This is a genomic window from Micromonospora parastrephiae (assembly GCF_016802865.1).
GTDB classification, from domain to species: domain Bacteria; phylum Actinomycetota; class Actinomycetes; order Mycobacteriales; family Micromonosporaceae; genus Micromonospora; species Micromonospora parastrephiae.
Window position 1 is genome coordinate 1 of the sequence record NZ_JAEVHM010000038.1, and the last position, 25,261, is coordinate 25,261.

Annotated in this window: 27 protein-coding genes and 2 pseudogenes; 7 read left to right on the forward strand and 22 right to left on the reverse strand. The window is 70.5% G+C overall.

Translation table 11 applies throughout. The annotated features are described in order from the left end of the window. From nuoE to mqnC, 10 genes and pseudogenes are all read right to left on the reverse strand, one after another. Positions 1 to 980: NADH-quinone oxidoreductase subunit NuoE (gene nuoE / locus JNW91_RS10915; protein ID WP_238424764.1), on the reverse strand; the 980-nt coding region annotated here is incomplete at its 3' end. Beyond that, complete coding sequence (locus tag JNW91_RS10920; RefSeq protein ID WP_203174765.1) at positions 977 to 2,302, reverse strand: NADH-quinone oxidoreductase subunit D; 1,326 nt, start codon at positions 2,300 to 2,302, stop codon at positions 977 to 979. The genes JNW91_RS10920 and nuoE, both read right to left, overlap by 4 nt. A 52-nt stretch (positions 2,303 to 2,354) precedes the next feature. After that, positions 2,355 to 3,091, reverse strand: a pseudogene (locus tag JNW91_RS10925) (NADH-quinone oxidoreductase subunit C). Between the two features lie 55 nt (positions 3,092 to 3,146). Beyond that, entirely contained in the window at positions 3,147 to 3,824 is a 678-nt protein-coding gene (locus tag JNW91_RS10930) for a NuoB/complex I 20 kDa subunit family protein (protein ID WP_203174766.1), read from the reverse strand. A 14-nt stretch (positions 3,825 to 3,838) separates the two neighbouring features. Beyond that, complete coding sequence (locus JNW91_RS10935) at positions 3,839 to 4,204, reverse strand: NADH-quinone oxidoreductase subunit A (RefSeq protein ID WP_110565037.1); 366 nt, start codon at positions 4,202 to 4,204, stop codon at positions 3,839 to 3,841. Between the two features lie 133 nt (positions 4,205 to 4,337). Further along, positions 4,338 to 5,614, reverse strand: a pseudogene (locus tag JNW91_RS10940) (geranylgeranyl reductase family protein). A 139-nt stretch (positions 5,615 to 5,753) separates the two neighbouring features. Further along, a complete protein-coding gene (locus tag JNW91_RS10945) occupies positions 5,754 to 5,978 on the reverse strand; it encodes a hypothetical protein (RefSeq protein WP_203174767.1) in 225 nt (74 codons plus the stop codon). A 76-nt stretch (positions 5,979 to 6,054) separates the two neighbouring features. Beyond that, positions 6,055 to 6,765: a demethylmenaquinone methyltransferase gene (locus JNW91_RS10950; protein WP_203174802.1), complete on the reverse strand. Its 711-nt coding sequence runs from the start codon at positions 6,763 to 6,765 to the stop codon at positions 6,055 to 6,057. A 148-nt stretch (positions 6,766 to 6,913) separates the two neighbouring features. Beyond that, on the reverse strand, positions 6,914 to 8,140 hold the full coding sequence (locus tag JNW91_RS10955; protein WP_203174768.1) for an LPXTG cell wall anchor domain-containing protein: 1,227 nt from the start codon (positions 8,138 to 8,140) through the stop codon (positions 6,914 to 6,916). A gap of 414 nt (positions 8,141 to 8,554) precedes the next feature. Continuing rightward, positions 8,555 to 9,745 (reverse strand): cyclic dehypoxanthinyl futalosine synthase, encoded by a 1,191-nt coding sequence (gene mqnC, locus JNW91_RS10960; protein ID WP_203174769.1) that lies wholly within the window; start codon positions 9,743 to 9,745, stop codon positions 8,555 to 8,557. 166 nt (positions 9,746 to 9,911) lie between these two features. Between mqnC and JNW91_RS10965 the strand changes: the two genes are divergently transcribed. Both JNW91_RS10965 and JNW91_RS10970 read left to right on the forward strand, forming a co-directional pair. Next, positions 9,912 to 10,307, forward strand: a complete 396-nt coding sequence (locus JNW91_RS10965; RefSeq protein ID WP_203174770.1) for a hypothetical protein — start codon at positions 9,912 to 9,914, stop codon at positions 10,305 to 10,307. Between the two features lie 41 nt (positions 10,308 to 10,348). Further along, the gene (locus JNW91_RS10970; protein ID WP_203174771.1) at positions 10,349 to 10,876 is read left to right on the forward strand and encodes a hypothetical protein; all 528 of its coding nucleotides are present in this window, start codon (positions 10,349 to 10,351) and stop codon (positions 10,874 to 10,876) included. Between the two features lie 162 nt (positions 10,877 to 11,038). On the opposite strand, the gene JNW91_RS10975 is transcribed toward JNW91_RS10970, so the two are convergent. From JNW91_RS10975 to paaA, 6 genes are read right to left on the reverse strand one after another with little or no spacing between them, the layout of a single operon-like run. Next, a complete protein-coding gene (locus tag JNW91_RS10975; RefSeq protein WP_203174772.1) occupies positions 11,039 to 11,470 on the reverse strand; it encodes a hypothetical protein in 432 nt (143 codons plus the stop codon). Then, the gene (gene paaE, locus JNW91_RS10980; protein ID WP_203174773.1) at positions 11,467 to 12,576 is read right to left on the reverse strand and encodes a 1,2-phenylacetyl-CoA epoxidase subunit PaaE; all 1,110 of its coding nucleotides are present in this window, start codon (positions 12,574 to 12,576) and stop codon (positions 11,467 to 11,469) included. Before paaE ends, JNW91_RS10975 begins: the two co-directional genes overlap by 4 nt. Beyond that, positions 12,573 to 13,049, reverse strand: a complete 477-nt coding sequence (gene paaD, locus JNW91_RS10985) for a 1,2-phenylacetyl-CoA epoxidase subunit PaaD (protein WP_203174774.1) — start codon at positions 13,047 to 13,049, stop codon at positions 12,573 to 12,575. The genes paaE and paaD overlap by 4 nt, the downstream gene beginning before the upstream one ends. A 53-nt stretch (positions 13,050 to 13,102) precedes the next feature. Further along, a complete protein-coding gene (gene paaC, locus JNW91_RS10990; protein ID WP_203174775.1) occupies positions 13,103 to 13,828 on the reverse strand; it encodes a 1,2-phenylacetyl-CoA epoxidase subunit PaaC in 726 nt (241 codons plus the stop codon). Beyond that, positions 13,825 to 14,124 (reverse strand): 1,2-phenylacetyl-CoA epoxidase subunit PaaB, encoded by a 300-nt coding sequence (gene paaB / locus JNW91_RS10995; RefSeq protein ID WP_203174776.1) that lies wholly within the window; start codon positions 14,122 to 14,124, stop codon positions 13,825 to 13,827. Before paaB ends, paaC begins: the two co-directional genes overlap by 4 nt. After that, positions 14,121 to 15,200 (reverse strand): 1,2-phenylacetyl-CoA epoxidase subunit PaaA, encoded by a 1,080-nt coding sequence (gene paaA, locus JNW91_RS11000; RefSeq protein ID WP_203174777.1) that lies wholly within the window; start codon positions 15,198 to 15,200, stop codon positions 14,121 to 14,123. Before paaA ends, paaB begins: the two co-directional genes overlap by 4 nt. A 373-nt stretch (positions 15,201 to 15,573) precedes the next feature. Here paaA and JNW91_RS11005 point away from each other — a divergent pair, with 373 nt between their 5' ends. Beyond that, the gene (locus tag JNW91_RS11005; RefSeq protein ID WP_203174778.1) at positions 15,574 to 16,566 is read left to right on the forward strand and encodes a serine hydrolase; all 993 of its coding nucleotides are present in this window, start codon (positions 15,574 to 15,576) and stop codon (positions 16,564 to 16,566) included. Next, the gene (locus JNW91_RS11010; protein ID WP_203174779.1) at positions 16,566 to 17,522 is read left to right on the forward strand and encodes a serine hydrolase; all 957 of its coding nucleotides are present in this window, start codon (positions 16,566 to 16,568) and stop codon (positions 17,520 to 17,522) included. The genes JNW91_RS11005 and JNW91_RS11010 overlap by 1 nt, the downstream gene beginning before the upstream one ends. A gap of 26 nt (positions 17,523 to 17,548) precedes the next feature. Here the strand turns inward: JNW91_RS11010 and JNW91_RS11015 are convergent, their stop codons facing one another. Next, positions 17,549 to 18,400 carry a menaquinone biosynthetic enzyme MqnA/MqnD family protein gene (locus JNW91_RS11015; RefSeq protein WP_203174780.1) on the reverse strand — a complete coding sequence of 284 codons (852 nt, stop codon included), beginning with the start codon at positions 18,398 to 18,400 and terminating at the stop codon, positions 17,549 to 17,551. 153 nt (positions 18,401 to 18,553) lie between these two features. After that, positions 18,554 to 19,189 carry an acyl-CoA-like ligand-binding transcription factor gene (locus JNW91_RS11020; RefSeq protein WP_203174781.1) on the reverse strand — a complete coding sequence of 212 codons (636 nt, stop codon included), beginning with the start codon at positions 19,187 to 19,189 and terminating at the stop codon, positions 18,554 to 18,556. 80 nt (positions 19,190 to 19,269) lie between these two features. Here JNW91_RS11020 and JNW91_RS11025 point away from each other — a divergent pair, with 80 nt between their 5' ends. From JNW91_RS11025 to JNW91_RS11035, 3 genes are all read left to right on the forward strand, one after another. Then, positions 19,270 to 20,208: an oxidoreductase gene (locus JNW91_RS11025; protein WP_203174782.1), complete on the forward strand. Its 939-nt coding sequence runs from the start codon at positions 19,270 to 19,272 to the stop codon at positions 20,206 to 20,208. Between the two features lie 116 nt (positions 20,209 to 20,324). Beyond that, positions 20,325 to 20,675, forward strand: a complete 351-nt coding sequence (locus tag JNW91_RS11030) for a DoxX family protein (protein ID WP_203174783.1) — start codon at positions 20,325 to 20,327, stop codon at positions 20,673 to 20,675. A gap of 153 nt (positions 20,676 to 20,828) precedes the next feature. Continuing rightward, on the forward strand, positions 20,829 to 22,967 hold the full coding sequence (locus JNW91_RS11035) for a HelD family protein (protein ID WP_203174784.1): 2,139 nt from the start codon (positions 20,829 to 20,831) through the stop codon (positions 22,965 to 22,967). A gap of 4 nt (positions 22,968 to 22,971) precedes the next feature. Here JNW91_RS11035 and JNW91_RS11040 read toward each other — a convergent pair whose 3' ends face one another. Genes JNW91_RS11040 through JNW91_RS11055 form a run of 4 tightly spaced genes read right to left on the reverse strand, consistent with a single transcriptional unit; the run spans position 22,972 to position 25,249 of the window. Next, a complete protein-coding gene (locus JNW91_RS11040; RefSeq protein WP_203174785.1) occupies positions 22,972 to 23,577 on the reverse strand; it encodes a hypothetical protein in 606 nt (201 codons plus the stop codon). Positions 23,578 to 23,581: 4 nt separating this feature from the next. After that, on the reverse strand, positions 23,582 to 23,920 hold the full coding sequence (locus JNW91_RS11045; protein ID WP_203174786.1) for a YbaB/EbfC family nucleoid-associated protein: 339 nt from the start codon (positions 23,918 to 23,920) through the stop codon (positions 23,582 to 23,584). Positions 23,921 to 23,930: 10 nt separating this feature from the next. Continuing rightward, the gene (locus JNW91_RS11050) at positions 23,931 to 24,857 is read right to left on the reverse strand and encodes a WXG100 family type VII secretion target (protein WP_203174787.1); all 927 of its coding nucleotides are present in this window, start codon (positions 24,855 to 24,857) and stop codon (positions 23,931 to 23,933) included. Next, positions 24,854 to 25,249 carry a WXG100 family type VII secretion target gene (locus tag JNW91_RS11055; protein WP_203174788.1) on the reverse strand — a complete coding sequence of 132 codons (396 nt, stop codon included), beginning with the start codon at positions 25,247 to 25,249 and terminating at the stop codon, positions 24,854 to 24,856. The genes JNW91_RS11050 and JNW91_RS11055 overlap by 4 nt, the downstream gene beginning before the upstream one ends. Positions 25,250 to 25,261: the final 12 nt, after the last annotated feature.

The following is a 25,261-nucleotide window of genomic DNA, read 5'->3' on the forward strand; positions in this document are numbered from 1 at the left end:
GCCGGTGCCGTCCGCCGGGACCTTGGTGCCAGGGCGTCCGGCGCGGCAGTGCCCGCGTCCGGCTGCCGGGTCTCGGCGGTACGCACCTGCGGCGACTTGTCGTCCGGCGCCTTCACGTCCGGTGCGGTGCTGCCGGTCACGGTCGTCGGCTCGGCCTTCTCGGCAACACCGGCGTCCCCCGTCGGGGCGGACGCCCCGTCGCCGCCCTTCACCGGGGCTGCCGCGGCCTCAGCCGGAGCGGGCTTGGCCGCCTCCGCCTTCGCCTTCGCCTCGGCGGCGGCGCGGTCCGCCTCGGCCTTGCTGCGGATCGGGGTGTTCGGGTCGAAGCCCGGCACCGAGACGCCGTGCTGCTGCGCCAGCCGCAGCCCGCGCAGGGTGGGCTCGCCCGGCCCGCCGTCGGCGACCGCGCCGTCACGCTCGTCGGCGAAACCGGCGAGCTGCACCGCCATCTCCTTGAGCGTGCAGAGCCGCGCGCCACGGGTCGGCATCGGCCGCCCGCCCGCGCGCAGTTCGTCGACCACACCGACCGCCGTCGACGGGTCCACCCCGTCGAAGAAGTCGTAGTTGACGGTCATCACCGGGCCGTAGTCGCACGCCGCCAGGCACTCGGCGTGCTCCAACGTGATCGTGCCGTCGGCGGTGGTCTCGTCGTGCCCGACACCCAGGTGCTCGGAGAGGGTGTCGTAGACCTCCTGGCCACCGAGCACGTTGCACATCGTGTTGGTGCAGACGCTGACCAGGAAGTCACCGGTCGGCTTGCGCTTGTACATGGTGTAGAAGGTGGCCACCGCGCCGACCTGGGCCTTGTTCAGCCCGAGCACCTCGGCGCAGAACGCGACACCGGCCGGGGAGACGTACCCCTCCTCGGCCTGGACCAGGTGCAGCAGCGGCAGCAGCGCCGAGCGGGACCGGTCCGCCGGGTAACGGGCGATGATGTCGCGCGCCCGCTCCCGGGTCTCGTCAGTGAAAACAACGCTCATCGGTCACAACCACCCATCACGGGGTCCAGCGAGGCGCCGCCGGCGATCACGTCGGCGATCAGGCCGCCCTCGGCCATCGCCGGGAGGGCCTGGAGGTTGACGAAGCTCGGCTCCCGGTAGTGCACCCGGTACGGCCGCGTGCCGCCGTCGGAGACCGCGTGCACGCCCAACTCGCCGCGCGGCGACTCGATGCCGACGTACACCTGGCCGGGCGGGACCCGGAAGCCCTCGGTGACGAGCTTGAAGTGGTGGATCAGCGACTCCATCGACTGACCCATGATCTTCGCGACGTGCTCCAGCGAGTTGCCCATGCCGTCCACGCCGATGGCCAGCTGCGCCGGCCACGCGATCTTGCGGTCGGCGACCATCACCGGGCCCGGCCGCAGCCGGTCCAGTGCCTGTTCGACCAGCTTCATCGACTCGCGGATCTCGGCGAGGCGCACCTGGTAGCGGCCCCACACGTCACCGTCGGGGTGGGTCGGCACGTCGAACTCGTACGTCTCGTAGCCGCAGTACGGCATGGTCTTGCGCAGGTCCCAGGCGAGGCCGGCGGAACGCAGCACCGGGCCGGTGACGCCGAGCGCCACGCAACCGGTCACGTCCAGCACCGCCACGTTCTTCGTGCGCTCGATCCAGATCGGCTGGCCGGAGAGGAGGTCCTCGTACTCCTTGAGCTTCTTCGGCATCATCTTCAGGAACTCGCGGATCTTGACGATCGCCTCGTCCGGAACGTCCTGCGCCACACCGCCCGGCCGGACGTACGCGTGGTTCATCCGCAGGCCGGTGATGGTCTCGAAGATGTCGAGGATGTACTCCCGCTCCCGGAAGCCGTACAGCATGATCGAGATCGCGCCCAGCTCCATGCCGGTGGTGGCCAGCCAGACCAGGTGCGACGAGATCCGGTTGAGCTCCATCATCAGCACCCGGATGGTGGTGGCCCGCTCGGTGATGTCGTCGGTGATGCCGAGCAGCTTCTCGACCGCCAGCGAGTACGCCGTCTCGTTGAAGAGCGGGGCGAGGTAGTCCATCCGGGTCACGAACGTCGAACCCTGCACCCAGTTGCGGTATTCGAGGTTCTTCTCGATGCCGGTGTGCAGGTAGCCGACGACGGAACGGGCCTCGCGGACCGTCTCGCCCTCCAGCTCCAGGATCAGCCGCAGCACCCCGTGCGTGGACGGGTGCTGCGGACCCATGTTGACCACGATGCGCTCGTCGTTGATCGGGTCGGTGCCCGAGACGATCGTGTCCCAGTCGCCACCGGTAACGGTGAAGACCCGACCCTCGGTGGTCTCGCGCTCGGTCGCGTAGTTCGACGTGGTCACAGTGCCCGCCCTCCGTTCACGACTGCGGGGCTCGCAAGCTCACTCCTCGCGCTCACTGGTAGGACCTCCTACGGTCCGGCGGTGGAATTTCCGCGCCCTTGTACTCGACGGGAACGCCGCCGAGCGGATAGTCCTTGCGCTGCGGGTGGCCCTCCCAGTCGTCCGGCATGAGGACCCGGGTGAGGTTGGGGTGGCCGTCGAAGACGACGCCGAACATGTCGTACGCCTCCCGCTCCTGCCAGTCGGCGGTCGGGTAGACCGCCGTGACGCTGGGCAGGTGCGGGGCTTCGACGAGACCGCGGCCTCCAGTCGAACCCGACGTCGGTAGGTCATCGAGGTGAGCTGGTAGACCACGTGCAGCCGACGCTCGTCGGCGCCGAGGTAGTCCACACCGGACACCGAGGAGCACAGCTCGAAGCGCAGCGCCAAATCGTCGCGCATCACCTGGCAGACCTCGGCGATTCGCTCCGGGCGTACGTGCAGGGTCAGCTCACCGCGGTCGACCACGACCTTCTCGATCGCGTCGGAGAAGGCGGGGTACGCCTCCTCCAGCGCGTCGCGCACCTCGTCGAAGTAGCCGCCGTACGGGCGGGCGGCCTCCTCGATCGGCTGGCGCTGGCGGACCAGGCCGCCGTAGCCGGACACGTCACCGCTGCCCTGGTTGCCGAACATTCCGCGACCGGCCGGGCTGGCCGGCGGGTACTCGGCCGGGGCGGTGCTGCTGGCACCGGCCGGGACCACCGGCAGCGGCACCCCGCCGTCGTTGTTCTTGTCGTTGGGTGCGGTCACCGAGCCTGCCCTCCGTTCGCGACTGCGGGGCTCCGCTTCGCCGCACTCCTCGCGCTCACCTGGGTCCCCCCTGCGGGTGGAGGTGGTTCTGGGCATTCATCCAGTTCTCGATGCGCAGCTGCTCCTCGCGGCCCTCGCGGACCGCGCGGGTCCACTCGGCGCGGCGGGCCTTGTCGCTGCGGTACGACGACGGCATGGAGCCGTAGGGGACGACCGGGACGTCGCCACGCTCCTGACGGGCCGCCAGCATCTTGCGGCCGTTCGGGCCCAGCGGCTCGTACATGATCTTCTCGCGGAGCTTGAGGATCGCGTCGATGAGCATCTCGGGCCGGGGCGGGCAGCCGGGCAGGTACATGTCGACAGGCACCACGTGGTCGACGCCCTGCACGATCGCGTAGTTGTTGAACATGCCGCCGCTGCTGGCGCAGACGCCCATCGAGAGCACCCAGCGGGGCTCGGCCATCTGGTCGTAGATCTGCCGCAGCACCGGGGCCATCTTCTGACTCACCCGGCCGGCGACGATCATCAGGTCGGCCTGCCGGGGCGAGGCCCGGAAGACCTCCATACCCCAGCGACCCATGTCGTAGTGCGGACCACCGGCGGCCATCATCTCGATGGCGCAGCAGGCCAGGCCGAAGGTCGCGCCCCACACGGACGACTTCCGGGACCAGTTGACCAGCTTCTCCACCGAGGTGAGCAGGACGCCGGCGGGAAGCTTCTCCTCGATGCCCATCTGACGTTCCTTCCTCAGTCCCAGTCCAGGCCGCCGCGCCGCCACACGTAGGCGTACGCGACGAAGACCGCGACGATGAACAGGACCATCTCCACGAAGCCGAAGATCGGCAGGGCGTCGAACGTGACCGCCCAGGGGTAGAGGAAGATGATCTCGATGTCGAAGACGATGAAGAGCATCGCCGTCAGGTAGAACTTGATCGGGAACCGCCCGCCGCCGACCGGCTGGGGGCTGGGCTCGATGCCGCACTCGTAAGCCTCGAGTTTGGCCTTGTTGTAACGACGGGGACCGGCGAAGCGGGCGGCGCCAACGGAGAACAGCGAGAACGCCGCGGCGAGGGCGAACAGCCCGATGATCGGTGCGTAAGGCGAGAGCGACATCGTTTTCTCCTGCTCGTCCTTCCCTGCCCTCGATGCTTGACGAAAATCACACTATTCACGTCCCTCCCGGGGGCTGCCGGCGGGGGTCGATCTTTGTCGGTGTCGGGGCTGTGACCAGCACCGACACATTCATCTATACGGCTGGCGCGGCCTTCGTCATCGCGTTGATGACCCGGTCCATCGCATCCCCGCCGCGCGGGTCGGTCAGATTGGCCAGCAGTTTGAGCACGAAACGCATCAGCGTCGGGTGCGGCATGCCGTGCTTCGTGGCGATCCGCATGATCTCCGGACGGCCGATCAGCTTCACGAAGATGCCGCCGAGGCGGTAGTAGCCGCCGAGGCGGGCCTTCAGCTCGTTCGGGTACGCCATCAGCGCCCGCTCGCGCTCCGGGCCGGCCGGCCGCGCGAGGGCCTGCACCGCAACCTCCGCCGCCAGTTCGCCGGACTCCATCGCGTACGCGATGCCCTCACCGTTGAACGGGTTGACCATGCCGCCGGAGTCACCGACCAGCATGACGCCGCGGGTGTAGTGCGGCACCCGGTTGAAGCCCATCGGCAGAGCGGCCCCGAGGATCGGGCCGTCGGCGTTGGTCTCGTCGGTCATTCCCCAGTCGACGGGCGTGTTCGCCAGCCAGTCGGTGAGCAGCCGGCGGTAGTTGGTCTTACCGAACGCGGAGGACGAGTTGAGGACGCCGAGACCGACGTTGACCCGCCCGTCACCGAGCCCGAAGATCCAGCCGTATCCGGGCAGCAGGTTGTCGCCGCTGTCCTTGCTGCGCAGCTCCAGCCACGACTCCAGGTAGTTGTCGTCGTGCTTGACCGGGGAGCGGTAGTAGCGGCGGACGGCCACGCCGATCGGCCGGTCCTCCCGCTTGGCCAGCCCGAGCGCGAGCGGGAACCGACCGGAGACCCCGTCGGCCGCCACGACCAACGGGGCGTGGAAGGTGGTCGGCTCCTTGCCGGGCCCCACCTCCGCCTCGACCCCGGTCACGCGGCCGTCGCCGTCGAGCACGGGGCCCAGCACGTTGACGTTGGTCCGCAGCTTGGCGCCGGCGGCCACCGCCCGCTGGGCGAGCAGGTCGTCGAAGTCCAGTCGGGTGCGCACCAGCCCGTAGTTGGGGAAGCTCGCCAGGTCCGGCCAGTCCAGTTCGAGGCGCACGCCGCCGCCGATGACCCGCAGGCCCCGGTTGTGCAGCCAGCCGGCCTCGGGTGAGGTGTCCACACCCATCCGGATGAGCTGGCGCACCGCGCGCGGGGTCAGCCCGTCGCCGCAGACCTTTTCCCGGGGGAACTCGGTCTTCTCCAACAGCAGCACCCGTACGCCGTGCCGGGCCAGGTGGTACGCCGTCGCCGATCCACCGGGACCGCACCCACGACGATGACGTCGGCGTCGTGTTCCACCGCGGTCATTCGCACCTCCTCCCGCACGCTCGTGAAATGCTTCACAAGCCAGACGGGACGAGTGTATGACCGGCGTCATACCTGCGCAGGCTCAGGGGTACCTAACTCGCCGATGTGACACTTCGCGACCGTCCACAGCAGTCAGGTGTCAGGCCGGGCTGGGCGCGTCCAGGCCCGCGTCGACCCGGATGGTCTCCGGCAGATGCTCGCGCAGCGCGCCTCCGGCGGCCCGGTCCAGCGCGGCCAACACCTCGGCGACCACCTGCCGAACCTCCGCCGGATCGGCGCCGGCCAGCGCGCGGAGCTGCGCGATGAGTTCGGCCGCGTCATCGTCGGTGGCGGCCACCGGGTCCGCCCGGTCTACTCCGGTCATGCGGACGAGCGTACGGGGCAAAGTGGACTAAAGACGGATATTCACGAAACCTGAATATTGTCCGTGCCGACCTCTGCTACTCGCGGATACCCCGGTGCAGGGCGACCACGCCACCGGTCAGGTTGCGCCACGCCACCCGACCCCAGCCGGCCGCCGCGACCCGCCCGGCGAGGGCGGCCTGGTCCGGCCAGGCCCGGACCGACTCGGCCAGATAGACGTACGCGTCCGGGTTGCTCGACACCGTGCGGGCCACCACCGGCAGCGACCGCATCAGGTACGACAGGTAGACCGTCCGGAAGGCCGGATTGACCGGGGTGCTGAACTCGCACACCACCAGTCGCCCACCCGGCCGCGTCACCCGAGCCAGCTCGCGCAGGGCAGCATCGGTGTCGTTGACGTTGCGCAGCGCGAACGAGATGGTCACCGCGTCGAAGCTGGCGTCGGCGAACGGCAGCCGCAGCGCGTCCCCGGCCAGCAGCGGCACCTCGGGACGAGCACGCTTGCCCGCGTACAGCATGCCGAGCGACAGGTCCGCCCCCACCGCGTACGCCCCGGACTGCGCGAGTTCCCGGGTCGAGACGCCGGTGCCCGCGCCCACGTCCAGCACCCGCTCGCCCGGACGCAGCCCGAGCGCCGCCCGCGTGGACCGACGCCAGGAACGGTCCTGGCCCAGCGAGATCACCGTGTTGGTCAGGTCGTAACGCTCCGCCACGCCGTCGAACATCGCGGCGACCTCGTGCGGCTGCTTGTCCAGACTGGCTCGCTGGCCCTGCGGGGTACGGCTCACCCCTCCACTCTGCCAGCCACGCTCCAGCCGTCGACCGCTGGGTCCGCGTACCCCCGGGAGCGGCCGGGCCATCGGCGGGCCGTGCGGTGCGGTCCGGGCACGCGAAAGGGCGGGGTGGTCGCCCACCCCGCCCTCGCGTCGACCACGGTCAGTCGGTCGACTTCTCGTCGCTCGGGGCGACCAGAACGACCTTGCGCCGGCGGGAGAGCACCAGCAGCGCCCCTCCCGCGAGCAGGATCAGGCCGCCGATGCCGCCGATCAGGCCGGCCTGCACACCGGTCACCGGCAGCCCTCCGCCGCCGGCGCCGCCACCACCCGTGGCCGGCGAGGTGGTCGCGCCCGGCGTGGGCGTGCCGGTCGGCGTCGCCGTCGGCGTGGGTGTGGGCTGCGCGGTCAGGTCGACGAACGCCTCGAAGGTGGTGTGGTTGTCCACCACGTCGACCTCGGTGAAGGCCTTCCGCTGGGCGGAGCTGGCCATCTCCGGCTCCTCCTCGGGCTGCCCCTCGGCACCGTCCAGCCCGTACGCGAAGAGGTCACCCTCGTGCAGCACCGGCTCGGTCACGTCGTCCCCGACCGTCACCCGGACGTCCGCGGTGTAGTACTCGCCGGGCTTGACGACCGCACCGGCGTCCTCGCAGAACAGTTGCTGCTTGCCCTGGAACTCCTGCTCAAGGCAGCCCTCCGGCTTTTGCGCGAAGGTGACGCCCGCCGGCAGGGTCAGGCCGAAGAAGATGCCCGTCGCCTTGCGGCTGCCATCGTTGTAGACCGCCCAGTCCAGCGGCACCGTCTCGCCCCGCCGCACCGGGCGCAGGTCGGGATCGTCGCCCTGAACCCCGTTCACCACGACGTTCGCCTGGACGTCCTGCACCCAACTGGTCAGGTCGTAGCCCGGCTTGGCGACGGTGATGGCGTGCTCGACCTTGTTGTCGCCGCGCTCGGGGTCGGTGGTGGTCGACGTGATGGTGACGACCAGCGTGCCGGCATCACCGCGACCACCGGTGGAGAACAGCGGGATGCCGAAGTCCTCGCTGGTGCCGGCCGGCAGGTCGCCGAGCTGGCAGGTGAACGTCCTGCCCTGCACCTGGCAGCCGTCCGGCACCACGACGCCGACCTTGTTCCTCTTCAACTGGCTGGTGTCGGCGGTGTAGCTGACACCCTTCGCGGCAACCGTGCTCCGGCTGTTGTCGACCCGGAACTTGAACGGCTTGGCCTTCGCCGCCGTGACGCCCTTGGCCAGTTCGTAGCTGAGCGGCACCAGGGCCAGGTCGGCCTGGTCGGCGGCCTGCGCCGGGGCGGCCACGGTGGCCAGGCCACCGGCCGCCAGCAGGGCCACGACGCCGGCACGGGCCAGGGCCGAGCGGTGGAACGCTGTCATCAGTCCCCCGGGGGTAGGGAAGAACGGGTGGTTGCGGAACCGAGCGGACGTTATCGGAGGTCGATCTCCCGCGCCAGCGCCGGCAGCCACTTTCATCCGTCCGGTCCGAACCGACGAGACGGTACGGGCGGGATGGTCACCCATCCCGCCCGTACCGCCGTGCGTTATATGAACGACCCTCACGGGCCGATGGAGGACAGCCCTCGACCAGGACCATCAGACCATCCGCCACCAGCAGAGTCGCGCCGATTCGCCGATCCACGGTGGCGATGGATACGAGCCGGGACGCTAGCCGCCGACGATCATCTTCACCACCCCCGGACCGGACAGCCTGGCGCTGCGACGGCGGGGACCACCCGTACCGCCACTGCGGTCGGGCGGGAGCACGAGCCCCGGTCAGCCGAACGGACGGGGTCAGTTGACCTCGACCAGCGGCAGCGACCTGCCCGCCCCACCGCCCGGCAGGGCGATCGAGGAGAAGTGCGAGACCACCCGCTCGTCGGTCGGGTCGTCGGCCGGCGTGTGGTGCACGGCGAGCCGGTTGTAGAGGGTGTCCCGCTGAGCGGGGATCCGGTCCGCCGAGCGGATCATCCCGATCAGCTCGTGCAGGTTGGAGCGGTGCCGTGCACCGGCCGAGGAGATGACGTTCTCCTCCAGCATGATCGAGCCGAGGTCGTCCACACCCATGTGCAGCGACAGCTGCCCGACGTCCTTGCCGGTGGTCAGCCAGGACGCCTGCAGGTGCGGCACGGTCTCGAAGAAGAGCCGGGCCACCGCGACCAGACGCAGGTACTCCAGCGTCGTCGCCTGGGTGCGGCCCTTGAGGTGGTTGTTCTCCGGCTGGTACGTCCACGGGATGAAGGACCGGAAACCGCCGGTGCGGTCCTGCACGTCACGGATCATGCGCAGGTGCTCGATCCGCTCGGCGTGCGTCTCGCCGGTGCCCATCATCATGGTGGCGGTCGACTCGATGCCCTGCCGGTGGGCCAGCTCCATGACCTCCAACCAGCGCTCACCCGACTCCTTGAGCGGGGCGATGGCCTTGCGCGGCCGCTCCGGCAGCATCTCCGCGCCGGCGCCCGCGATGGAGTCCAGACCGGCGGTCTTGATCCGGGCGATGGCCTCGTCCAGGCTCACCCCGGACACCTTGGCCATGTGCAGGATCTCGCTCGGGCCGATCGAGTGGATGACCAGCTGCGGGTACGCCTGCTTGACCGAGGAGAACAGCTCCTCGTAGTACTCGACGCCGTAGTCCGGGTGGTGTCCGCCCTGGAGCATCACCTGGGTCGCGCCCAGCTCGACCGCCTCGCCACACCGGCGCAGGATCTCCTCGGTCGGGTGGGTCCAGCCTTCCCTGTGCTTGGGCGCGCGGTAGAAGGCGCAGAACTTGCACGCCGTCACGCAGACGTTCGTGTAGTTGATGTTGCGGTCGATCAGGTACGTGACGACGTTGTCCGGGTAGCGCCGTCGGCGCACCGCGTCCGCCGCCTCGCCCAACGTGTGGAAGGGCGCCTCGGTGTAGAGCAGCAGCGCCTCCTCGGGCGTGATCCGCCCGCCGTCCGCGCCGCGCTGCAGGATGTCCTCGATCTCCCGGCTCACCGTCACGCCCTCGAGCCTACGTCGACCCCACCCCATCTGGCCGGACCGGGACCTTGATGTGATCCCGCCCGGAGTCCAACATATTTTCAAGATCGAGATATGATATCCATCGGTGTTTGACAGATTTTTGCGGAGAGGGAAATATGTTGGTCGAGTTGAGGAGGCGGGCGGGATGAGCGACATGGACACTGCTCCGGGCATCGCCGCCCGATGCCGGGCCGACGGCGGACTAACGCAAGCAACTCTCGGCGAGTTACGGGACGAGCTGGGCTACCGAAAGCTCGGCCGTTGGGTCTTGGCGGAGATCGCCGAGACGCTCAGAGCGACCGGCCTCGGTTTTTTCCCGCCAGAGCGCCTCGTAGCGGAACTCAACACCGAGCCACGCCAGTGGCAGACGGTGTGGATCTACGTTCGTGATGGCGGGCCCCGGGCACGGGTCATCGACGCCGTGCTTCAGCCGGACGACTGCGACGTTCGTGCAGAGCTCGACGTCATCGGCACCAACAACCCGGCAGTACTGACGCCTCAGCAGCGGCTCGACCGCATTCGGGACATCGTCAACGCCTGATTCAAGCCCAATGACCGCCCCACAAGGAAGGTCCACGCGTCATGAACGCGCATGTCTTCGTGGACGAGACGAAGGAGCGAGGGCTTCTCATCGCGGCTGCGGTGGTGCTTCCGGCAGACCTGGCCGCTGCGCGCCGGACCATTCGCGATCTGATCCTGCCCGGCCAGCGTCGCATCCACTTCCACAAGGAGAGGGATGACAGGCGGCGGCAGATAATCGCCGCTCTAGGCACGTTGTCGGCCCATGCCGTGATCCTCGACGCGAGGGGCCACCGCGACGCCAGAGTGGCTCGAGAGGCATGCCTCGTCGCACTCGTGGAGCATGCGGCAAAGATCAACGCAGCTCGCCTGGTTCTGGAACGGGATGACTCGACATTCCAAGCCGATCGGCGCCTGCTCTTCGAGCAAGTGAGAAAGTCGGGGATGTCGAGCAACCTCCGTTACGACCAGCTGCGAGCTCACGAAGAGTGCTTGCTGGCCATTCCCGACGCACTGGCCTGGTGTTGGGCCAAAGGTGGGCGATGGAAGACATCTGTGCAGCGCGTCATTAGGGAGTCGCGGCAGGTATGACGAGGGCCAGGAAGCGCGAAACCCGGCTCACCCACCGTCCGGAAGGCTGCCGGGTCCACTTCCATGGAGCTAATGCCCCTGGCAGTTGCAGGCTACCTCTGTCCGGAGCTCCCGGACAAGGATCTGTCCGTTCCGCCTACCGCACGCTCCGCACTTGGCCGGTCAACCCGCGCAACGCTCGTTCCATGTTCTAGGCGCGGTCCGCACCTCGACGTGTATGCCGTAGGTGTCCCGTAGCTCCGCCGCGAGCACCGGGCCCGCCCAGGCCGGCAGGTAAGCCTCCCACCACGGCGCGTCACTCCGCACCGGCGCCCGCTGCTCGGAGAGCACCGCACGGAACCGCTCGTCCGCGTCCCCGACCAGTTCCCGGAACCAGCCCATCTGCGGGAAACCCCGCAACCCCTCGTCGGTCAGCACCTGCTCAATCGCGTGCCGGACGCTCAGATCGAACCAGTACTCGTCGAGGACGTCGTCGTAGCCCTCCTCGCAGAACCCGACGAACTGCTCCCACGCCTCCACGTAGCCGGTGGGACGTCGACCGCCGGTGACCTCGGCGAACCGCTCGACGAACTGGCGATCGTCCGGCACCCTCATGCGTCGTAGTCGACCGTGAGCCTGTCCGTGGTCGGACTGGACTGGCAGGTCAGCACGTAGCCGGCGGCCAGTTCGTCGGGCTCCAGGGCGTAGTTGCGGGCCATCGTGACCGACCCGTCGACGACCTTCGCCTTGCAGGTCGAGCAGACACCGCCCTTGCAGGCGTAGGGCAGCTCGCCCCGCACCTTCAGCGCGGCGTCCAGCACCCGCTCCTCGCGGCCCATGGTGAAACTCGACGACCGACCGTCCAGCACGATGGTGACCTCGGTGCCGGCGCCCGCCTGGTCGGCGGGGCGGCGCACCGGCTCCGGCGGCGCGTCGACGTGGAACAGCTCGGTGCGTACCGCCGACTCGGGCAGCCCGCGCGCGGTCAGCACGTCCCGGACGTCGACCACCATGCCGTACGGGCCGCAGAGGAACCACTCCTCGATGACGTCGCCCGGCACGATCGTGTCCAGCAGACGGCCCAGCCGCTCGGCGTCGATCCGACCGGAGAGCAGCGGCGACTCGCCCTGCTCACGGGACAGCACGTGCACCAGGTGCAGCCGGGTGGGGTAGCGGTCCTTCAGGTCGGCCAACTCCTCGGCGAACATCACCGTGTTCGCCGTGCGGTTGCCGTACACCAGGGTGAACGTGCTGGCCGGCTCGACGGCCAGGGCGGTCGCGACCAGCGCGAGCACCGGCGTGATGCCGGAGCCGGCGACGACCGCGCCGTAGTGCCGCATCCGGTCGGGCGCGAACGCCGTGGTGAAGGTGCCCAGCGGTGGCAGCACCTCGACCGTGTCGCCGCCGCGCAGGGCGCCGCAGGCGAACGCCGAGAAGGCGCCGCCGGGGATCTCCCGCACCCCGATCCGCAGCCGGCCGTGCCGGGCCAGGTCGTCCGGGGTGGAGCAGATCGAGTACGACCGGCGCACGTCCGTGCCGTCCTCGGCGACTCGCCGTACCGTGAGGTGCTGGCCCGCGCGGAACGCGAAAGTGTCCCGCAGGTCCTCGGGTACGGCGAAGGTGACCGCCACGGAGTCGTCGGTGAGCCGGTCGACGGCGGCGACCGGCAGCGGGTGGAAGACCGGCCGGCGGCGGACCGGCCGGGTGATGGTGACAGTCACAGCGCCTTCAGGTGGTCGAAGGGTTCGGCGCAGGAGCGGCAGCGCCACAGCGCCTTACAGGCGGTCGAGCCGAACCGGCTGACCTGCTCGGTCTCCGGTGAGCCGCACTGCGGGCAGCGGACCGCGAGGGTCAGCGGCACCACGCCGGCGGTGGGCACCGGGGCCGGCGGGGAGATGCCGGCGGTGGCGAGCTTCGCCCGGCCGCCCTCGGAGATCCAGTCGGTGCTCCAGGGTGGGCTGTAGACGGTCCGGACCTCGGCGTCCGGGTGGCCGGCGCGGGCCAGCGCGCGGCGGATGTCCGCCCGGATCACGTCCATCGCCGGGCAGCCGGTGTAGGTCGGGGTGATGGTGACGGTGACCCGGCCACTGGCCGGATCCTCCTCGACCGCTCGCAGGATGCCCAGCTCGTCGATGGTGATGACCCGGATTTCCGGGTCCACCACGCTCGCCGCGGCCGTTCTCGCGTCGCTCACCCTGCCGTCTTCGTTCGCGACCGCGGGGCTCGGCTGCGTTGCACTCCTCGCGTTCACCACCGCGCTCCGGGGTGCGCGCGGTGCAGCACCTGCATCTCGGCGAGCAGGTAGGACAGATGCTCGGTGTGCACGCCGGTGCGCCCGCCGGCCGGCGCCCAGGGACCCTCCGGTTTGGTGAGCGTCGCCTCGGCCAGCACCGAGCCGACCGTGTCGTCGAACGCCGGCCGCAGGGTGGCCGGGTCGACCGGCGCAGCCGGATCCGCGGCGAACAGCTCGTGCGTGTACGGCCACACCTCGTCGACAGCCGACTGCATCCGCCGGTGCGACTCCTCGGTGCCGTCACCGAGCCGCTTCACCCACAGCGCGCCGTGGTCCAGGTGGTACGCCGACTCCTTGCGTGCCTTCGCGCCGATGGCGGCCAGCCGCTCGTCGGCGCAGCCGGCCAAGGCGCTGTACAGCGGCAGTTGGTACGCCGCGAGGAAGAACAGTTTCGCCATGGTCACCGCGAAGTCGCCGTTGGGCAGCTCGACCAGGAGCGCGTTGCGGAACTCCCGGTCGTCGCGCAGGTACGCCAGCGCGTCCTCGTCGCGGCCGGCGCCCTCCAGCTCACCCGCGTACGTCAGCAGCAGGCGAGCCGCGCCGAGCTGGTCGAGGGCGATGTTGGCGAGCGCGATGTCCTCTTCCATCTCCGGCGCGCGGGTGGTCCACTCGGCCAGCCGCTGGGCCGCGACCAACGCGTCGTCACCGAGGCCGAGGGTGAAGTCGAAGGGCCCGTTCACAGGTGGGCCACCCCGTCCGGCACCTCGTAGAAGGTGGGGTGGCGGTAGACCTTGTCGGCCGCCGGGTCGAAGAAGGCGTCCTTCTCGTCCGGGCTGGACGCGGTGATCGCGCCGGCCGGCACCACCCAGATCGACACGCCCTCCTGCCGACGGGTGTAGAGGTCCCGGGCGTTGCGCAGGGCCAGCTCGGCGTCGGGGGCGTGCAGGCTGCCGACGTGGGTGTGCGACAGTCCGCGTCGGGCCCGCACGAAGACCTCCCACAGTGGGGTCTGCTCCCTGCTGGTTGGCTCGCTCACGCCGCTACCTTCTCCTTCTGTTCCGTCCGCTTGGCGGCGTACGCCGCGGCGGCCTCACGCACCCACGCGCCGTCGGCGTGGGCGGCCCGCCGGTGTGCCATCCGCTCCCGGTTGCACGGCCCGTTGCCGGAGATCACCCGCATCAGCTCGTCGTAGTCCGGCTGGGTGTAGTCGTACGCCTGCCGCTCCTCGTTCCAGCGCAGGTCCTCGTCGGGGATGCGCAGCCCGAGAACCTCGGCCTGCCCGACGCACATGTCGACGAAGCGCTGCCGCAGGTCGTCGTTCGAGAAACGCTTGATCTTCCAGGCCATGGACTGCGCGGAGTGCGTGGAGTCGCCGTCCGGCGGGCCGAACATGGCCAGCGACGGGTACCACCAACGGTCGACCGCGTCCTGGGCCATCGCCTTCTGCGCGGGGGTGCCGTGGGCCAGGGTGTGCAGGATCTCGTAGCCCTGGCGCTGGTGGAACGACTCCTCCTTGCAGACCCGGATCATCGCCCGCGCGTACGGCCCGTAGGAGCAGCGGCACAGCGGCACCTGGTTGACGATCGCCGCGCCGTCCACCAGCCATCCGATCGCGCCCACGTCGGCCCAGCCCAGGGTGGGGTAGTTGAAGATCGAGCTGTACTTCTGCCGCCCGTCGAGGAGCAACTGGACCAGTTCGTCGCGGCTGATGCCGAGGGTCTCGGCGGCGGCGTAGAGGTAGAGCCCGTGGCCCGCCTCGTCCTGCACCTTGGCCAGCAGGATCGCCTTGCGCTTGAGCGACGGCGCCCGGCTGATCCAGTTGCCCTCCGGTTGCATGCCGATGATCTCGGAGTGGGCGTGCTGGGCGATCTGTCGGATCAGCGTCCGGCGGTACGCCTCGGGCATCCAGTCGCGCGGCTCGATCTTCTGCTCGGCGCCGACGACGTCGTCGAAGTACGCGGCCAGGTCCTCGTCCGGCGCGGGTCCGCCGCGCCGCTCGCGGGCGGCGGCGGCGCGCAGTTCCGCCTCGGCCGCCTCGACCTCGCCCAGCAGGCCACCGCCGGGGGTGTCGTCCGCAGCGTCCGCCGGCGCGGAGAAGTCGTTGCCATACATGGGGACAAGTGTTACAGCTTGCACCCTGATGCACCAGGGGGTGTAACAGGAAACCCGAGTCACCTCCGGTCACCGATGGGCGGTTGTTCCTCACGTTGCGCGAACCCACGGGCCGTGACCTAGCTCACGACGAAAAGACGAACCCTCTCAGAAGCCGCATACCGTCCCGATATTCCGTCTTCATTGCAAGTTGCCAGGTGTCGGGTTCTGGCGAGCCGCCAGTCCGGACGTAGACTTCTGGCGGTCACACGATCGGCTGCCCAGAATCGCCGTCTCCACAGAGGCCATCTCCCCCGGCCTCGGCGATCGCACCCGATCGCCCCGGACAACAAGCCGGTCCCCCCGGCCCTGACATCTGGAGCTCACCCAACTCATGCGATCTCGCGTGACCCTGGTGCTCGCCGTCGCGGCGGTCCTGCTCGGTGGCGTCCTGCTGGTTCCCACCGCGTACGCCCGGCTGGCCGACGACACCAGCGGCGGAGGCGGAGGCGGCGGCACCGCCTCGACCGTGGCCGCGCCGGCACCCGCACCGCCGCCACCGCCCACCCTGGCCGCCGGCCCGGTGGCGGTGAGCTTCAAGGGCGAGTTTTTCTCGTGGGCGCTGATGGACCGGCAGACGGGCAAGATCTCCGGGTCGCCGAACATGACCTCGACCAGCTCCACCGAGTCGATGATCAAGGCGTGGATCGTTTCCGACTACCTGCGGCAGCTCAAGGACACAGAGCCGTCCGCGGCGTTGAAGGAGGCGGCACGGCTCGCCATCATCGACAGCAACGACGGCGCGGCCAACAAGATCCACGCCGCTGCCGGCGGCTCGTACAAGCCCTCGACCAGCAGCACGCCCGACGCGGTTATCCAGCGAGCGATCACCATCTGCGGGCTGACCGACACCAAGCGCGGCAACGTCAAGCCGTACACCGGCTACTGGAGCTTCACCCGGATGTCGCCCCGCGACGCGGTCCGGCTCGGGGACTGCATCGCCGACGGCAAGGCCGCCGGCCCGAAGTGGACCAAGTGGGTGCTTGAGCAGATGAGCGAGGTACGCGGCACCACAGCGGCCAAGGACCAGAAGGCGTCGTACGGCGGCGGCCGCTGGGGGATCATCGACGGCCTGCCCAAGTCGATCACCGCCCAGGGTCCGGTCAGCATCAAGAACGGGTGGACCCCGATCGCCTACGACAGCAACTGGCACGTCAACTGCCTGGCCGTCAACGGCAGATGGAGCCTCGCGGTGATGCTGCGCTACCCAGTCCGAAACGGGCTGGACTACGGCGCGCAGGTCTGCGCCAGCGTGGCCACCCAGTTGGTCACCCCGCAGCCGGGCGCCGCGTTGAAGGTGCCGCAGCAACCGGTCGGGAGGCTCTGATGGGCAACCGCCGGGCAGACCGAAGCGGCGGCGGTGAGGCGTCCCCGCTGCGGCTGGTCGCCATCGCGGTCATCCTGATCGGGCTGGTGCTGGTGTCGCTACGGCTGCTGCCGGGGTCGCCGTTCGAGTCGTCGGCTGCCGCCAAGTGGGGTGAGTCCGACACGGCCAGCGACCGCTCCACCGGTGCGGCCACCGACCGCAGGGCCCGCCAGCCGGTCCCGCCGTCGCCGAGCCCCAGCCCGTCGCTGGAGCCGCTGCCATTCGTGGCCAAGGATCTCAACCTCGACATCGAGGGCTGGTACTCCTGGAGCGTGCTGGACCGCCGGACCGGAAAAATCATCGGTTCGAAGAACATGGGCGAGACCAGCACCACCGCCTCGATGATCAAGTCTTGGATCGTCGCCGACTACCTGCGTCGCGCGGCCGACAGCGGCCAGACGCCGAGCGACGCGAAACTCGCCGACGCGACCCAAATCATCCGGGACAGCGACAACACCCGAGCCGAGCAGTTCTACAACTCGGTGGGCCGGGACGCCTCGATCAAGCGGCTGATCTCCATGTGCAAGCTGACCGACAGCAGCGTCGCCCCCGACAAGGGCTGGTCCCGGACGGCGCTCTCCCCGCGCGACACCGCCCGCCTGGGCAACTGCATCGCCACCGGCACCGCCGCCGGGCCGAAGTGGACCACGTGGCTGCTCAACGAGATGCGACTGGTGCGCGGCGCGGGTGACTTCGGCATCCGCAAGGCGTTCCCGGCTGCCGAGCAGAAGCAGATCGCCATCAAGAACGGGTGGATCGACCGGACCAGGGAGCAGGAGATGCACATCAACTGCCTGGCCATCGGCGACACCTGGACGATGGGCGTGATGGTCAAGTACCCGATCGGCATGGGCTACGACTACGGCATGAAGAACTGCGAGAAGATCACCGAGGCGCTGCTCCGCCCCGGCGTCTGACCCGCGGCTCAGCGCGGCCCGGCGGGTCAGCCAGCGAAGAACTCGGGGCCGCCGGCGGGCAACGCCGGTGTCTCGCCGATCGCAGCGGCACGTCGGGCGAACTCCCGCAGCCCGGCGACCTGCCGATCACCCAGCGAGAAGTCCAGCGTCCGGAAGTACGTGGCCAGCGTCGCGGCGTCGAACGTCTCCCACCGGGCCGCCGCCTCGGCCACCTGGTCCAGCTCGGCCAGACAGAGGTCGCGCGAGCGCAGGAACGCCTCGTGCACCTCCTTGACCAGGCCCGGGTGGGCGGCGGCGAAGTCGCGGCGTACCGCCCAGACGGCGAAGACCATCGGCAGTCCGGTCCACTCCCGCCATGCCTGCCCGAGGTCGGTGACGGTCAGGCCGAGCTGCGGCGCCTCGTAGAGCGCCCGCAGCGCCACGTCCCCGATCAGCACCCCGGCGTCGGCCTCCAGCAGCATCTGGGTCAGGTCCGGCGGACAGCGGAAGTAGTCGGGATGCACGCCGTACCGCTCGGCGAGCAGCAGCTGGGCCAGCAGCACCCCGGTACGCGAGGTCGAACCGAGGGCCACCCGGGAACCGTCCAGCTCGGCGAGGGGCTTCGTGGACACGATGTTGACCGAGAGCACCGGCCCGTCGCTGCCCACCGCCAGATCCGGCAGGAGCAGCAGCTCCTCGGAGTGCTTCAGGTACTCCACAAGCGTGATCGGGCCGATGTCCAGATCGCCGGCGACGAGAGCGGCGCTCAACCGGTCCGGCGAATCCTTGTGCAGGTCCACGTCGAGCAGGGCACCCGAACGCATCAGACCCCAGTAGATCGGCAGGCAGTTCAGGAACTGGATGTGCCCGACCCGCGGGCGTGCGATGCGCTCAGCCATGTCCCGACCGTATCCCCGGCGTCCGGCTCGGGCTCGGCGGGCCGGCCCGGAGTGGCCAAGCCCGCATCCGCCCCGGCGTGGCCCGGCGCGAAAACGGGGCGTCACCGCCTGCGGCGAAGGCGAGGGCCCCGGATCCTGCGGGAGGGGTGGTGCTCAGCCGGCGCCGTGCGACGGGGTAGGCGCGTCGAGGGCCGGCGCCACGACGGCGAACGCCCGGTCGGTCAGCTCGGCCAGGTGCTGCTCGTCGTCACCCGCCTGCCACTGCCGGAGCACCGTGTCCAACGCCAGCAGGGTCATCCCGGCGGCCATCCGCGGGTAGGGGTCGGTGTCCGGGTCGAGGCCACGGCGGGCGGCCAGTTCGGCGGCCAGGTCGGCGCGCCACTGGATCTGGCGTTCCAGCCAGCGGGCCTGCAGGGCAGGGGTGTCCAGGATCAGACGGACCACGACCCGGGCTCGCTCGGAGTGGTCAGGCCGGTCGGTGCAGGCGGCGAACGGCACCCAGACGGCATGGCGCAACGCGACCGACGGCGGCTCCGCAGGGGGGCGCGCGGCGAGTTCGGCGACGATGCCCGCGCTCATGTCGGCAAGGAACCGGACGACCACGTCCTCCTTGGACGCGAAGTAGCGGAAGAAGGTGCGGCGCGACATGCCGGCCGCCGCCACGATCTCGTCGACGGTCACCGCGTCGAAGCCCTTGGTGGCGAGCAGCATCAGGGCGGCGTCGCGCAACTCGTCGGCGACGAGCTGACGTTTGCGTTCGGCCATGGTGCTGTCTGCACGGGAGCTCATTGGGCGATGCTACGTCATGCCTACTCTGGCATCCCGCGTATCTCTTGACACTCAGTGCCACCAACGGCACAGTGGGACGCATGACTGTCGATGGCTGGACCACGGACCGGATCCCCGACCTGAGCGGCCGCACCTTCGTCGTCACCGGAGCCACGAGCGGGCTCGGCCTGGTCACCACCCGGGCACTCGCCGCCCGCGGCGCGCGCGTGGTGCTGGCCGTCCGCGACGAGGAGAAGGGCCACCGTGTGGCTGCCGACACCGTGGCCGCCCGGCCCGGTGTCGACCTGGAGGTACGGCAGGTCGACCTGGCCGACCTCGACTCGGTGCGGCGGTTCGCCGACCGGATGCACGCCGAGCATCGCCGGGTAGACGTACTGATCAACAACGCCGGGGTGATGGCCACGCCGCGCACCCTCAGCCCACAGGGCCACGAGCTGCAGTTCGCCACCAATCACCTCGGACACTTCGCCCTCACCGGGCTCCTGCTCGAGCTGTTGCTGGCCGGCCGTGACCCGCGGGTGGTCACCGTCACCTCGATCAACCACCGGCAGGCAAAGCCGTCCTTCGCCGACCCGACCGGCGAGCGGGCGTACTCCCCGATGGGCTTCTACAACAGGTCCAAGCTGGCCAACGCGATCTTCGGCTGCGAGCTGCACCGCCGGCTCAGCGCCGCGGGCAGCCCGTTACGAAGCATCCTCGCCCACCCCGGCTACACCGACACGAACCTGCAGACCAGCGCCACCACCCCGATCTGGCGGGTACTGCTGGGCCGGATCGGCAACCCCCTTCTCGCCCAGCCGGTCGAGCGCGGCGCCTGGCCGCAGTTGTTCGCCGCCACCGATCCCACGGCGCGGCCAGGCCAGCTCGTCGCCCCCGGCGGGCCGGCGGAGCTGCGCGGCCACCCCGCGCCGGGCAAGCTGGCCGCGGCCGCGACCGACCCGGACCACGGCCGGCGCCTGTGGGAGCTGTCCGAACAGGCCACCGGCGTACGGTTCGGTTCGCTGCGGCCAGCCAGCTGACCGGCCACCCGTCACCCGAGCGACCGGACGAACACCGCGCTGAGGGCCGTCACCAGCGGCAGCGGTCACACCCCACCGCGCCGGCTCGTCCTTCCCGCAACCACGAAGGAGAGCTGATGTTCGCCGCCCACGTCACGGTCACCATCCTCGCGTCGGTCTTCACCGGCATCGCCGCCGTCACCTACCTGATCGGCCACGACTATCCCAAGGCCCAGGCGGACATGAAACGCGTGCCCAGGTCGTGGTTACCGGTGTTGGGGACGTTGCTGGCCGCGGGTTCCGCGGGTCTACTGGCCGGGTTCGCCGTGCCACTGCTGGGCACACTCGCCGCCGCTGGTCTCGTGCTGTACTTCCTCGGCGCGCTCGTTGCGCACCTCCGCGTCGGTTCCCGTCAGCTTGTGGGATGGGCGGTGTTCTTCTTCACCGCGGTGGCGGCGTTGACCGTGAACCTGACCTACCACTGGTAATTCGGTGGAGGGAACGGTCGGAAGGGCGTAGGGTTGCAGCCCGCTTGACGGCCGAGGTGAGCTGCACCGGAACGGACGTCCCCGCGCCGGGCGGCCGGCCATCCGGCCCCGGACACGCGAGCGAGCAGCAGATGTGAACGATGGGACGTCAGCATGCCCGCACTTGACCTCGACACCCACCTCGACGACACCCACCTCGATGCGGACCTGGCGTCCGAGCGCGCACACCTGGACACGTCGCGGGCGGCGCTGCGACGGATGCGGGAGCGGGCCGAAGCGCTCTTCTCGACCGGTGACCAGGTCGCCGGAGACGCGTACGCGGCCGAGACACTCGGCCGCACGCTGGCCCGCCGGGTGGCGGAACTCGCCGACGACCCGACCACGCCGCTGTTCTTCGGCCGCCTCGACTTCGCCGGAACCCCGCAGGGCGAGGGAACGGACGGCGGAGATCCGGCGGACGCGACCGGCGGCGCCGCCCCGGCGACGAGCACCGGCGATCACGACGGTCGTCGGTACCACGTGGGGCGACGGCACGTCACCGATGAGCACGGCGAGCCGTTGGTGCTGGACTGGCGCGCGCCGATCTCCCGGTCGTTCTACCGGGCCAGCGCACGGGATCCGCAGGGGGTGGCGGTCCGGCGGCGGTTCGGGTTCAGCAACGGGGTGCTGACCAGCTTCGAGGACGAGCGGCTGGATCGGGGCGAGGAACTCGGTACGACCAGCCGGATCCTCACCGCCGAGATCGAGCGGCCGCGCGTCGGGCCGATGCGCGACATCGTCGCCACCATCCAACCGGAGCAGGACGAGCTGGTCCGGGCCGATCTGGCCGACTCGATCTGTGTGCAGGGCGCTCCGGGGACCGGGAAGACGGCTGTCGGCCTGCACCGGGCCGCGTACCTGCTCTACCTGCATCGGGAGCGGCTGCGGCGGGCTGGCGTGCTGATCGTCGGACCGAACCGGGCGTTTCTGTCGTACATCGCGGCGGTGCTGCCGGCGCTCGGCGAGGTCGAGGTCGAGCAGGCCACGGTGGAGGAACTGATCTCGCGGGTGCCGGTCCGGGCGGTCGAGGCGCCGACGGTGGCCGCTCTCAAGCACGACGCGCGGATGGCGAGCGTGCTGCACCGCGCGGCGCAGGCACAGATCGGCGCCCCGACCGACTCGATCACCGTGTCGGACGGCTCGTTCCGGTGGCGGATCGGTGTGGAGCCGCTGCACCGGATCGTGGAGGAGACCCGCCGGGAGGGGCTGCCGTACGGCACCGGCCGTGAGCGGGTCCGGGCGCGGGTGGTGAGCCTGCTGCAACGGCAGGCCGAGGCGCGGCGGGCGGAATCGCCCAGCGACGGCTGGCTGCGCCGGATGGGCCGGTGCCGACCGGTCGTCGACTTCCTGGACGCGGTCTGGCCGGCGCTCACCCCCGAAGGCTTGGTGCACGGCCTGCTGTCCGACCCGGCCCGGCTCGCCGCCGCGGCGGACGGCCTGCTCAGCGACGCCGAGCAGGCATCGCTGGTCTGGGCGAAGCCGGCCCGTACCGCGAAGGCGACCCGCTGGACCGCCGCCGACGCGGTGCTGGTCGACGAGGCGGCCGGGCTGTTGGAACGACCGTCCGGGTTCGGGCACGTGGTGGTGGACGAGGCGCAGGACCTCTCGCCGATGCAGTGCCGCGCCATCGCCCGGCGCAGCGAGCACGGCTCGGTCACCCTGCTCGGTGACCTCGCGCAGGGCACCGCGCCGTGGGCGGCGACGGACTGGCGCGAGTCCCTGGCCCACCTGGGCAAGCCGGACGCCGTGGTGGTCCCGTTGACTGTCGGTTTCCGGGTGCCCGCGGCGGTGGTCGCGTTCGCCAACCTGCTGCTGCCGGCGCTCGCCGTGGACGTACCCCCGGCCGAGTCGTTGCGCCGCGACGGCGGCCTGGACGTGCGGACGGTGACCGACCTGACCGCGGCGACGGTGGCCGAGGTGCGCGCGGCCCTCGCGCACGACGGCTCGGTCGGTGTGATCGCCGCCGACGACGCCGTCGACGGGCTGCGCGCGGCGCTGGCCGCAGCCGGCGTCGCGACCACGACCGCCGACGACGTGACGGCCGCGGAGCGCGTCACCGTGGTTCCGGCGACGCTGGTCAAGGGCCTGGAGTACGACCATGTGGTGGTCGTCGAGCCGGCCGCGATCGTCGCGGCCGAGCCGCGTGGGCTGCACCGGCTGTACGTGGTGCTCACCCGGGCCGTGTCGCGGCTGTCGGTGCTGCACCACGAGCCCCTGCCCGCGCCACTGCCGAACCAGCCCAACGACCGCTGAGGGGTCAGCGGCGGCTCAGGGCCGCGGCGATCTCGCGCAGCGGCGTGCCGGACTCGGCGATCGGCACGGTGAAGGCCAACCACGAGCCGTCGGTGAACTCCACCCGGAGCCGCTTCGGGTTGAGCCGGTGCCAGCCCACCCGGGCGGCGGCGACCTCGGCCCGGGGCACCGACCAGACGATCGTCGTCTCGGCTGCCGCCCGCTCGTCGTCGGCCTGGCTCGACCAGAGCTTGACCGGCCCGGACGCGCAGACGAGGAACCGCTGGTCGGTGACGGCGAGGATCGTGTCCTTGATCGAGGTCGCGGGCGGCACCGGCCGGCGGGCGTACTGGAGAGTGGACGCCGCCGAACCGGGAGCGCCACGACCGGCCACCCCGTGCGTGACCCGGTCGACCAGCCGGTCCCCCGCCGGAAAGGAGACCAGCGGCGAGATCAGGTTGAGCAGCACGCCGGAGACAACGCCTCCGGCGCGGGAGGGTTCGGGTCGCTGCGGGTCCGGCGGGTCGGGCGGCAGGACGCCCTGGGCGATTCCCGTCTTCGCGACGGCGAGCACCTGCTCACCCGGCTCGACGAGCTGGGTGAGCCGAGCGGAATAGTCGAGGTCCGCCATCGGCTCAGTACCGATCCGGGTGGGGCTGACTCGCGCCGGGAGCGTCGGCCATGACCTCACCCACCAGTTCGCGTACGCGGGCGGCGGCCGCCTCCTGGGCACGCTTTGCGGCGGCGGTGAACTCCTCGGCCAGCGTGTACGAGTCGAACCGCATGGCCCGGGCGTTGACGTCGGTCGAGACGATCGTGCCGTCCGCCGACGCGGTGACCCGGACCAGACCGGAGTCGCTGACGCCCTCGGCGCTGCTGTCTTCCAGCTCGGCCATCTTGCCGGCCAGCTCACGCTGCCAGCCGTCCAGGTTGCGGGCCAGCGCCTCGATGCGGTCCAGACCGGGAAAGGTCATGTCGGTCCCCTCAGGTCAGGATTGAGTCGAAGATATTCTGCACGCCCTTGGTGTACGGCCCCAGATCCTCCCGGTAGGTGCCGTCCACGAGGTAGTTGCGGTCCTTGGTGCCGTCGGAGACGTCGTGCAGCCCGACCCCGGTGTCCAGGAGGGTCCCGCCCAGGCCGGGGATGTTCACCGGGGACGCCTGGTTGATCAGGAACTTGCCCGGGAAGAGGGTCTTGAATTTCTCGATCTGGAAGGCCCGCGCCTCGGCCGTCCAGCCGGACTTGTTCCACGCCCGGTACGCCTTCTTCGCCTTGCGGATCTCCAGCACCGCCCGGCGGTACTTCATCAGCAGCTCGGCGACCTTCTGCATCTTGGTGGCCAGCTTCGTGAGGATCTCCGCGAACCGCGCGACGATCTTGACCATCCGGCCGACGGTGGCGGCCAGCTTGGCCAGCACCCGGACGACCGTCGCCGCGAGCGAGATGCCGGCGCTGAGCGCCGCCGCCACCGCCGCGATGATCACCTCGGTGAGGAACCAGAGCAGGAACTCGAGGATCAACTCGACCAGCAGGTTGAACGCGTCGACCGCCGCGTTGGCCGCGTCGACCAGCACCTCCTTGGTGCCGTCCAGCCCCTTGGCCAGCTCCTCGATCGCCTCCTCCACCGAGGCCATCGACGCGTGGAAGCTCTCGGCGGCGTCGCCCGTCCAGTAACCGCGCAGCCGGGCCCGGTCCTGGATCTGCTCCCCGGCGATCTCGCGGACCGCCGCGCCGGTGTCCAGGCAAAGCTGCGCGGCGCGCATCAGGTCGTCCGGCTCGCCCGCGACAAGCTCGAGCAGTTGCTCGAAGGGCCAGAGCACCGCGTTGGACAGGGGCTTGAACGGGTCGGGGGTGCCGGAGACGATCTGCTCGAAGTAGGTCTTGTTGCGCTGCAACGCCTCGGTGCTCACGCGGACACCTGCCCGGTCGGGCTTCCGGCACCGGGAGACAGGGGGCCGGGCGCGATGACGTCGGGGGCGGCCGGGCGGCCGGGCACGAACATGTCGGTGTTGGCGACGTCGGTGCCGGTGTAGGCATCGGCGATGTCGCGGAGCCCTTCGGCGATGTCCGCCATCACCTCGGCGCCGTCGGCCAGCCCCTGCAGACACGCCTCGAACTGTTCGGCGTACGTCGCCGCGAGGCTGAACGAGGCCGGCATCACCCCGAAGGCGTGCCGGGGCACGTGGCCGTCGCCGAACGAGCGGTGCAGCTCGCGAAAGCGGGCCGCCCGGTCGGTGGACGCCGCGGCGAACGCCGTCAGCGCCTCTGGCTGGACTTCCAGCTCACTGCTCGGGCTCGACACGGACCCTCCCCT